The sequence below is a fragment of the Paenibacillus thiaminolyticus genome (assembly GCF_003591545.1).
GTDB lineage: Bacteria > Bacillota > Bacilli > Paenibacillales > Paenibacillaceae > Paenibacillus_B > Paenibacillus_B thiaminolyticus_A.
On the sequence record NZ_QYZD01000020.1, the window covers coordinates 38,144 to 48,107 of the forward strand.

A 9,964-nucleotide genomic window follows, 5' to 3' on the forward strand; every position below is an offset into this window, starting at 1 on the left:
CCCGCTCCGTCTCAATTCACCGGAACGCCGGGGGCTGGCGGATTGATCGAGCCTCCCGTGAACAGGCTCTCTTCCTGTTCCGCCTCTCGGCGCCCCTTCTCAATATCGACGAAGACAAGGAGCAGAATACCGATAATGAAGAAGGCGAGAATCGATAAGATCGCCAATCGGGTGGAGCCGGTCAGCAGGCCGACCATTCCGAATACGGCCGGGCCGATGGAGGCCGATACTTTGCTCGACAGGCTCAGGAAGCCGAAGAACTCGGATGCCCGGCTGCGCGGCACCATCTGGCTGAAGACGGAACGTGCCACGGCCTGGCTGCCGCCTTGAACCATGCCGACAAGGAAGGCTAAAATATAGAAATGAAGCGCGGACGTCATGAAGTAGCCAAGGAACACGATGACGATATACGTGCTGAGCGAAATATAGAGCGATCGCTTCGAGCCGAGCTGTCTGGCGAACTTCGCGAACAGGAACGTGAACGGAATGCCCACGAACTGCGTAATGAGCAGGGCAATAATGAGATGGCTCGTCTCGATGCCAATCTCGGCGCCATAGATGGCCGACATGGCGATGATGGTCGATATCCCGTCATTGAAGAACCAGAAGGACAAAATATACTTCAACAGCTCCGGATAGTGCTTCACTCGCTTCAAGGTGTAGAAAATGCGGCCGAACCCATGCTTCGTGTAATAAACCACCGAGCGCCGTTCAATTCGGGCCGGGTCGCGCAGCGTGCGGAACAGCGGCAGCGAGAACAGAAGCCACCAGACGCCGACCGTGAGGAACACCGCCTGGGTCGCCGCCACCTTGCTGGCGAAGCCGAACGTCTCCCACAGTTCCAGCATCACAATATTGACGGCCAGCAGGGCCCCGCCGCCGATATAGCCGTACATATAGCCTTTGGCAGAGATCTCGTCCCGTGCTTCGGGCGGAGCGATATCCGGAAGGAGCGAGTCATAGAATGTATTGCCGCCGGAAAAACCGAGCGTGGCGAAGACGAACAGCACCGATACATACAGCCAGTCTCCTTCACCCGCGAACACCATCAGGATGCAGGCCAAGGCTCCCATCCAGGCACATACGCGGAGGAACGCCATCTTCCGCTGGGACAGATCGGCCACCGCCCCCAGTATCGGCGACAGCACCGCAACCAGAATCATGCCTATCGTCTGGGTGAAGGCCCAGTAGCTGGTCGCCTGATGTCCGGGTAGATTCGAAGCGGCGACGGTCTGGTAAAAAATCGGCAGCACCGCCGCCAGCATCGTGGTCGCAAAAGCGGAATTCGCCCAATCGTACATCATCCAACTGCGAACTTCTTTCGTACGCATTGCGTGTCCCCCTAATTTCAACTTATCATCTCCGCATTCCGCTACGATGAGAGCGTCTTCATTTATTGTGAGGCATCGCAGGCTGGCGGGTCAACTGTTTCAAATATTAAGTTTTCGCAACGAACCAGCCCCATTCTTGTCCAAGATTTTTTTGCCCGATTGGTTGTATTTGCCGCTCCTGCATTGCCTATAGAAGTGAAAGCATGCGCACACATAGGCCAAGGAACTGAAATGGGGCGCAGCTTATCCATAACAGGGAGTTGATCAAGGATGAAAAACATTCTGTATGTGCCGCTCGACGACCGGCCCGTTAATTTGGATGATGTGATTATGCAAGGGCGCTCGGCAGGTCTCAACGTCATCACCCCTTGCCGAAGCGATATTCGGAACCGCCCGGACGCGAAAAAAACAACAGCCGGCAGCATCCTGGAAAGCACGTCTTCCCCGGCTGTCGGCCATCCGGACCACATTCGGCGCTTTATTCTCCATCACGCAGAGGCGGTTGACGGCTTCATTATCTCCACGGACATGCTCGTCTATGGGGGCTTAATCGGCAGCCGGCGGCCAAGAGCGAGCGGGGGCGGGATGTACCCCGACTTCGACCCCGCTGCGACGGAGTTGCTGGATATCATTCGTCTCGTGAAGCAATCGTGTCCGAGCAAGCCGGTCTACGTTATCGACACCATCATGCGATTGGCGACGACGACATTCGTGGATGGTCTGACCTACGAGGCTTATGCGGAGTCGCGCAGCTTCATGCAGCAGCCCCGCAAGAGCTTTACCGCGTTAGACGATATTTTGCAAGGGTATGACTTGTCCCCTGACGGGTCTTATGGAGATACCATTCATTTCGACAAGGAACAATATTACAACGCCCGCCAGCATAAATTCAAAACCAACTATTATATTCTGGAGCAGCTTGCCCGGCCGGGTTATATCGACTTCCTGGCGATTGGCGTTGACGATGCTTATACGCAAGGCGTGCAGCTCAACGAGATTCGATTCATCGAAGGGCGCATCAACGCTTGGCTAGGCGGCGGAGCCAGCGGACAAAATCCCGACCGTGCCATTATTCTTCCGGACGCGGACGGACTGGGGCATGCGCTGATGGCCCGCATGGCGAATCAATTGCATCGCGGCGGGGCCAAGCCGCGCTACGCAGTGCACTATTACGGGCCTGACGGCTCCACCATCACGAACCCTTACGAATATATGAATGTGGATGACAATATCCGTCGCCACGTCGATATGATCGGGGGCCAGCTTGTCCCTTGTTCACCAGATATCGAGATCCTTGCCATTACCGCGCCGGAGCAGGTCTCCGCCGCCATAAGCCGGATGGAGGCGAATGTGTCGAACCGGATTCCGACGATCGCCATCGATTTCGCGGGGCAAGGTCCGGCCAACGCCGCCGTGACCGAAGCTCTGCTGGACAGCCGGCATACGGGATGCCTGCTTGGATACAGCGCCTGGAATACTCCGGGGAATAAGATCGGGATGGCGCTCGGCATGGGGCAAGCACGCTATGCCTTCCTCGTTACAGAGAATCGTCCAGCAGCCCTCGATCGGGCCGTCAATGCGCATGGTTCGCTGCTGTTCAAGCGTTTCCTGAAAGACTATTATTATAAAACAACGGCAATCGGCGAAATCCGTACCTATTCGAGAGACCACTGCATGTACTCCAATGTGGCGGCAATGGCCGACCAGAACATGCGCCTCTTCAACACGGCGGTCGATTATGCCTATCTCCGGGCGCTCCTCCGCAAGCGGATGCAGACGCATACCGCCACGCTTGCCGGCAAAAACGCATTTGGGGCCGGCTGCCCGGGAGCTGCGCAAAATGTACGGCAAATTCGCGGATCTTTCTGGTCATTGGCGGCCTACTCCCATGCATCGCTGGACGATGACAACCCGGACTTCATTTGGGGGAGGGCCTTCGAGGTCACCTTGCAGCCTGCCGCAGCATTTGATTGAGCCTGCACCGCAGCATTGCCTTGAGCTTAGACCGTAGCATTGCATTAAGCCTAGACCGTAGCATTGTATTGAGCCTGGACCGCAGCAGCCCGTTCCGTTGACTGGAGCGGGCTGTTTTGGGACTGGCGTCACAGCCGGTTCAACTAGGATGGCGCTAGACCAGTTGTTCTCCGGCAAAAAATGCCGGCTGAATCATTATGCGTGAAATGGGGAAAAATTCGGACGTACCTGCATGCACAGCATGGAAAAAGGGGCACACATTGCTCCGGCCATCCGCTTACTCTATAATCTAAGATATATAATGACAAAACAATTTTATTGCTATGTTATTATTGATAAATATTTTTATAATCTCGGCATTTATGATTCATCTCATTGCACGGGAAAGGAGAGCTTCAATGAATTTGAGCCAATTGGAAACGCTCATTACGATTTCCAAGACAATGAGCTTTCGCAAAGCCGGCGAGCTGCTGAACCTGACTCAGCCTGCCGTATCTGCACAAATCAAGAGCTTGGAAGATGAGTTCAAAACCATTCTCATTGATCGCAATCAGCCGGTTACGCTGACCGACAGCGGCCGATTGTTTCTTGAACATGCCGAACGCATACTCCAAATCGTCGATGATTTGAAGCAAAAGCTGACCGATTTGCAGGAAACTCCGCAGGGTCATATCGTGCTCGGAACGACGACATCGATTGCCATTCAAATTCTCCCGCGGGTGCTTTCCTATTTCCAGGATCAATTCCCGCTCATCAAGACCACCATCTTGTCCATGTCCTCAACCCAAATCATGAGCCAAATCGAAAACGGCACCTTGGATATCGGAATCGGGTATTTGAATGAGCAGAATCCAAATCTTGTCTCCTCCGTTCTGTACTACGACACGTTCGAACTAGTTGTCAATGCGAACCATCCGCTAGCCGCGCATAAGCATGGCACCATGGATCTGCTGCGGGATATCCCTCTCATTATGCTGTCCACCGACACCCTCGGCCGCCGGTTCGCGGATGAGACGTTCCGCCGTCATGGCATTCAGCCTCATATTGTGATGGAATTGAACAGCAGCGAGGAAGTGAAGCGGATGGTGGAGCTGAATCTTGGCGCAGCCATCATCTCGAAGCTGTCCGTCAGCAACGAGTTGAAGCGGGGAACCCTGCAGATTGTACATATCCATGAGTTGGAGATTGCCCATCCGGTCGGCGTCATGTACCGTACGGGCCGATACTTGAATTCCGCGATGCAACAGTTCCTGAATGACCTGAAAGGCATGCCGGAAACGCAATTCATCGGGTCAGAATAGGAGGAAGAAGACATGAAATTCGACTTGCATACACATCATTTCCGCTGCGGGCATGCAGACGGGAATATTCGGGAATACATCGAGGCTGGGATCGCGAACGGGCTGGACGTCATCGGCATTTCCGATCATACCCCGTACTTCGGCAGAGAGGAAGATCAGGCCTTTCCCAATATCGCGATGGCGAAGAGCGATTTCGAGAATTACGTGAATGAAGTGCTGGAGCTGAAGCGGGAATATGAAGGACGCATCGACGTACTGCTCGGCATCGAGTCCGACTATTTCCCTCCGCACGCCGAGACCTACCGACAGATGCTGGACCGGTATCCGTTCGATTATATTATCGGATCCGTTCATTATACGAACGAGATCAGCATTTTCAATAAGAACCGGTGGAAAAAGCTGTCCGAAGAAGAGCGCATCGCCCAGAAGGTAACGTATTATGAGCTCATCCGCGATTCCGCCCGCACCGGCATGTTCCAGATTCTCGGCCACATCGACGCGATGAAGGGGAACTATCCGGCTTTCTCGGATATCGCTGCCGCCGAGGCTATCGATGAGACGCTGTCCGTCATCGCCGATTACGGCGTGGCGATCGAGATCAATACGTCCGGGAAGACGAAGCTGAGCGGCGGCTGGTATCCGTCCGACGATATTCTGGAACGGGCCCTTCACTTCGGCGTCGATGTCACGTTCGGCTCCGATGCCCACAAGCCGTCCCGCGTCGGCGACGAATGGGAGCAAGTCCGGAAGCGGCTCCTCGAGATCGGCTTCACGTCCTGGGTATACTATAAGCAGAAGCAAAGACATGAAGTGCCGCTCGCGTAGAGCGGCTTTTTGGTCCTTCCGGCCGCTCCTGACAGCCAGGAGGCAAAAAAAAGAGGACCTGAACATTCAGGTCCGACTCAAGGGATATATATTCATCAAAAGGGGGTCTTGTTATCAATATACCCTCTCAACATTAACCTCCGTTAACAGAAATATTACCGTTGTGTAACAAATGATGAAAATTTGATGTTCGAACCGCTTTTCGTATTTTTTGACGGCCTATAAAGCGGTCTCTCATTCATCGCTCCATTGAAACTCATTTGCCCAATCGAACGAGGCCGATCCTCCAGGCAATGCGGCCAATGGCCCCACCAATCCGGTACATGAATTTTTCCAATCGGATTCAACATCAGTGGCTTCATAGCAAATCCTCCTCGTTTTGGATGTCAATTTACGGTATGCCCCTACATCGTGTGAGAGTCAATCCTGAAAAAATCGAATCGCCGTTAGAGAAGGAAATCTATTGTGTTTTGCGCAAGACAGGCGTTTGAACTTCCCCGGGCCGGTTCAACAGGCCGGCTTCATCATAATATCGCAGCATTCGGATGGACATTTGCGTTAATTTTGAAAAGTCTCTGATTCGGAACATCGATATCACCGCTACGCAGCATAGCATTCTATGGAAATGAGTCCATAACTTCTGCCGCCGCACGACAAACAGGACAGTCCGTTACGGGCTGTCCTCATCGTCTGATCAGGCTCGCATGGCTGGTGATGCCGAGCTTCCGAGTCTATGCTTCTACGTTCTGAAGCCCCCGGTACACACCGGTGCGCAGCTCCCGCACGTACGGCTGGAGGCCGGGGATATCCGCCTCTTGGGCAGCCCGGACGGCCCGTTCGATATCATAGGGCACCCGGTGAAAATGAATCGAAAATTCACTGGTCGTCACATGGCCCATACTCCCCTGCAGCATAATATAGGACGCCTGGGTAATGTCGAGCGGATTGCCCACGCTGCCGCAGTTGACCAGCGTACGGCCTTGAAGATGCTGCAAATAAGCATTATGAATATCCCCATATATGACAACATCCGGCGATTGGCACGGATGAAGAGGCTCATTGAGGGAGGAGGTGAATTCGAACATGCCGAGTCTTCTCTCTTCCGCATCCCACGGCTGCACCCGATGATAGACGCTCTGCGGAGACGCATGGACGAGACGGATATGCCGGCCGCTCATGATGAAGTCATGAGAGAACGGCAGCGCGGCCAGCATGCTCCGGCGCTTCTCCCCCAGCCGTTCGGCATGCCAGCGGAACTGAATGTCCTCTTCCATCCGCAGGACAAGCTCATCCCAATTGCCGCGCACGATCACATCGCAATGCTCCCAAATGAGATCGACAGCCTCCGCCGGATTCGGGCCCTTCCCGACGACATCGCCAAGACAGTAGATCCGGTCGGCGCCTTGGCGCTCCACATCCTGCAGCACCGCTTCCAATGCCTGCAAATTCCCATGTATATCTGAAATGATAGCGATGGATTGCATAATGTTATTGTCTCCTCTCTAGACTATGAATGTCGGTGTCTTGTTCTGTGTTATGCGCGGGCAATCCGAGATATGATACCCTTTCTCTTGTCAAAGTAAGCAGCGCCCACTCCGGAGGACCGAACAAGCGAACCGGCAGCAGCTAGGCCGACGCGCATTTGTCCGGATTGCGCAGCGAAGCTGGGCGAATGACATTCCCCTCCCGCGTTCCATAGCCGTGCCGCAATCGCCAGGAAAAATAAGCGAAAATCACATTGAATTCTGTACTTTTATTATGAATCAGCAAGAAGTTCAATGCAAACCGCAAAAAAATATGATGTAATGAGGTCATGAAGCATTGCGATTGGGAAGAGGAGGCGTCATCCATGACAGATCCGGCTCTGCTGGAAATGCAAAAAACGTATTACCGTGAGGGGCGCACCCGTAACGTTAAGGAGCGGCGCGCAGCCCTTATCCGCCTTGCTGACCGCGTGCGCAGGATGGAGCAGGACATCACCGCCGCGCTTCGGCAGGACTTGGGGAAGAGCGCGTCGGAAGCGTACATGACCGAGATCGGCATCGTTCTGGAGGAAGCGCGGCTAGCTGCGCGGCGGGTCAGCCGCTGGGCGAAGCCGCGCCGTGCCAAGACGGCGCTCACCCATCTGGGAAGCCGCGGCATGATCGTGCCTGAGCCGTACGGCAGCGCGCTCATCATCGCTCCCTGGAACTACCCGTTCCAGTTGGCCCTCGCCCCGCTTATCGGCGCTATCGCCGCCGGCAATACGGCGGTACTGAAGCCGTCGGAGCTGACGCCGAACACCGGCGCGGTGCTCGAACGGCTCGTCCGGGAGACGTTCGATCCGGGTCATGTCACCGTCGTGCAAGGGGACGCCGAGACGGCCCGGCAGCTGTTGGCCTTGCCGTTCGATTATATTTTCTTCACCGGCAGCGTCCCGGTCGGCAAGCTTGTCATGGAGGCGGCGGCATCCCGCCTGATACCGGTCACGCTGGAGCTCGGCGGCAAGAGCCCCTGCATCGTCCATCATGACGCTGATATGAAGCTCGCGGCCAGACGGATCGCCTTCGGCAAATGGACGAATGCCGGGCAGACCTGCATCGCGCCGGATTACGTATATGTCCATCAATCCCGCCGCGATGAGCTAATCCGCGAGCTGGAGCGGACGATTGGCCAATTCTTCGGGCCACGGCCGCTCGACAGCGACGAGTACGCATCCATCGTCAGCGAGCGGCACTGGGAGCGGCTGCACAGCTTCCTGGACAACGGCCGCATCGTATTCGGCGGCGATTCCGACCGGGAGCGGCTGCGCTTGGCTCCGACCGTCATGACGGAAGCGGACTGGTCGGCGCCGGTCATGCAGGAGGAGATATTCGGGCCGATCCTCCCCATTCTCGCTTACGAGTCGTACGAGGAAGCCGAGCAAGCGATCCTTGAGCGTCCGAAGCCGCTCGCGCTCTATCTGTTCACGGCCGATCGGGCCTTGCAGGAGCGCGTCGTCCGGCAGCTGCCGTTTGGCGGCGGCTGCATCAATGATACGCTCATGCACCTGGCTACGCCTTATCTTCCGTTCGGCGGGGTCGGCGAGAGCGGGATCGGCAGCTATCACGGCGTTCACAGCTTCAATACGTTCAGCCATCGGAAGAGCGTCCTGTATCAGACGACCGCCTTTGATTTCTCCTTCCGGTATCCCGGTCACGCCCGGAGGCTGGATATCATCAAGCGGCTGTTCCGCTAGCCAGACAGCCGCGGCCTGCAAGCCCGGCCCTTCCCGATGCCGATACTGCGGATTCGGCCGGGAGGGCAGCGACCTGCAAGCCCTGCCCTTCTCGATGCTGATACTGCGGATTCGGCCGGGAGGGCAGCGGCCTGCAAGCCCGGCCCTTCTCGATGCCGATACTGCGGATTCGGCCGGGAGGGCAGCGACCTGCAAGCCCGGCCCTTCTCGATGCCGATACTGCGGGTTCGGCCAGGAGGGCAGCAACCTGCAAGCCCTGCCCTTCTCGATGCCGATACTGCGGGTTCGGCCGGGAGGACAAAGGGCTTCTCATTATTCAGACAGGCTACCCCTCCAGCCGTCAGCATACCTCGGTCTTATGACAACGCCCGTGGTGAAGCCTCCAATGCTCATACCTCTCGAACAGCCGTTCATCTTCAAGTAAACGCCGACAAAATGTCCGAATGCTTCGCGTCCACGCTTCCCCGCGCTCTCGCGGCATCACTGCCGGACCGAGGCCGAATTGCTCCTCCATATGTCGCTCCAATTGCGTAGCCATGCCGTCCGGATCCGGACGCTTGGCGTACAGCAGCGTAATATACAGGGACAAGCTGTCGTACTCGTCAGACGGTGCGCCCAGTGACAGCAGGCCGATAGGATCCCACAGATCGACTGCTTCCTTAATATGCGGGTAGAACAACCGGGAGCACGCCATAGCGTCGCTTTCGCAGTTCGCAAATGATTCACGCAATGAGAATCCCTCCCCTATCCTGTCTGTTCCAGACTCAAGGTGATGCAGAGGTGCTGCAAAGGTGCTGCTTATATTTACCATTACTATAAAGGAAATTGTTGTCTACGGAAATATGAAATTCACGAATTCGTCAAATTTATTGCTGCGGCGAGAAGTATATTGCTCCGCGCAGCTTACGTTTCCCAGGCCAATGCTGCAAAAATACAGCATTCCCGGTGAAGCTCTATTTTGAAAAAGAGATTCCTGCAAAAAGGCATCAATTTTGTGCTTTTAGGCTTGGATTTGCGATTGGACGGGGGAAAAGATGCAGATTTGCAGCAATTTCATCGGAAACGACCTCTAAATGAGAGAAATACTGTATATTTGCAGGATTCAACCGTTCTTGCCTCTCCGAGTAGCATCTTGCCCATGCGGGCCGCGTAGTGCCAGCATCGTACTCTCTCCATATCTCATGCCCCACCATATCGCATTTTTCGGCCTTTCGCGGTGGCGGCCTATCGCGACGGCGCGCTTTCGCGGTGGCAGCCTTTCGCGGCTCGCTTTCGCGGTGGCGGCCTTTCGCGGCTCGCTTTCGCGGTGGCGGCCC

The 9,964-nt window shown here is 55.6% G+C and carries 10 protein-coding genes; 4 read left to right on the top strand and 6 right to left on the bottom strand.

Translation table 11 applies throughout. The features are described 5' to 3' along the window. Positions 1–11: 11 nt before the first annotated feature. Entirely contained in the window at positions 12–1,331 is a 1,320-nt protein-coding gene (locus DQX05_RS19765) for an MFS transporter (RefSeq protein WP_119795206.1), read from the bottom strand. 270 nt (positions 1,332–1,601) lie between these two features. On the opposite strand from DQX05_RS19765, the gene DQX05_RS19770 reads away from it, so the two are divergent. The 3 genes from DQX05_RS19770 (at position 1,602) to DQX05_RS19780 (ending at position 5,431) form a co-directional block, all read left to right on the top strand. Next, entirely contained in the window at positions 1,602–3,305 is a 1,704-nt protein-coding gene (locus DQX05_RS19770; RefSeq protein ID WP_119795208.1) for a DUF4127 family protein, read from the top strand. 398 nt (positions 3,306–3,703) lie between these two features. Next, positions 3,704–4,606: a LysR family transcriptional regulator gene (locus DQX05_RS19775; protein ID WP_119795209.1), complete on the top strand. Its 903-nt coding sequence runs from the start codon at positions 3,704–3,706 to the stop codon at positions 4,604–4,606. 12 nt (positions 4,607–4,618) lie between these two features. After that, entirely contained in the window at positions 4,619–5,431 is an 813-nt protein-coding gene (locus tag DQX05_RS19780; RefSeq protein ID WP_119795211.1) for a histidinol-phosphatase, read from the top strand. 155 nt (positions 5,432–5,586) lie between these two features. Here DQX05_RS19780 and DQX05_RS30365 read toward each other — a convergent pair whose 3' ends face one another. From DQX05_RS30365 to DQX05_RS19790, 3 genes are all read right to left on the bottom strand, one after another. Continuing rightward, a complete protein-coding gene (locus DQX05_RS30365; protein WP_147385210.1) occupies positions 5,587–5,793 on the bottom strand; it encodes a hypothetical protein in 207 nt (68 codons plus the stop codon). Positions 5,794–5,891: 98 nt separating this feature from the next. Beyond that, complete coding sequence (locus tag DQX05_RS19785; protein ID WP_310735685.1) at positions 5,892–6,047, bottom strand: MerR family DNA-binding transcriptional regulator; 156 nt, start codon at positions 6,045–6,047, stop codon at positions 5,892–5,894. Positions 6,048–6,162: 115 nt separating this feature from the next. Then, positions 6,163–6,915 (bottom strand): metallophosphoesterase family protein, encoded by a 753-nt coding sequence (locus DQX05_RS19790; protein ID WP_119795213.1) that lies wholly within the window; start codon positions 6,913–6,915, stop codon positions 6,163–6,165. A gap of 365 nt (positions 6,916–7,280) precedes the next feature. On the opposite strand from DQX05_RS19790, the gene DQX05_RS19800 reads away from it, so the two are divergent. After that, positions 7,281–8,648, top strand: coding sequence for an aldehyde dehydrogenase (locus DQX05_RS19800; protein ID WP_119795216.1), 1,368 nt, complete (start codon positions 7,281–7,283; stop codon positions 8,646–8,648). Here the strand turns inward: DQX05_RS19800 and DQX05_RS30370 are convergent. Together DQX05_RS30370 and DQX05_RS19805 are read right to left on the bottom strand one after the other, a co-directional pair. After that, positions 8,629–8,961 carry a hypothetical protein gene (locus DQX05_RS30370; RefSeq protein ID WP_147385211.1) on the bottom strand — a complete coding sequence of 111 codons (333 nt, stop codon included), beginning with the start codon at positions 8,959–8,961 and terminating at the stop codon, positions 8,629–8,631. The two genes, DQX05_RS19800 and DQX05_RS30370, sit on opposite strands and share 20 nt — an antisense overlap. Positions 8,962–8,988: 27 nt before the next feature. Continuing rightward, complete coding sequence (locus DQX05_RS19805) at positions 8,989–9,378, bottom strand: hypothetical protein (RefSeq protein WP_182914826.1); 390 nt, start codon at positions 9,376–9,378, stop codon at positions 8,989–8,991. Between the last annotated feature and the right edge of the window lie 586 nt (positions 9,379–9,964).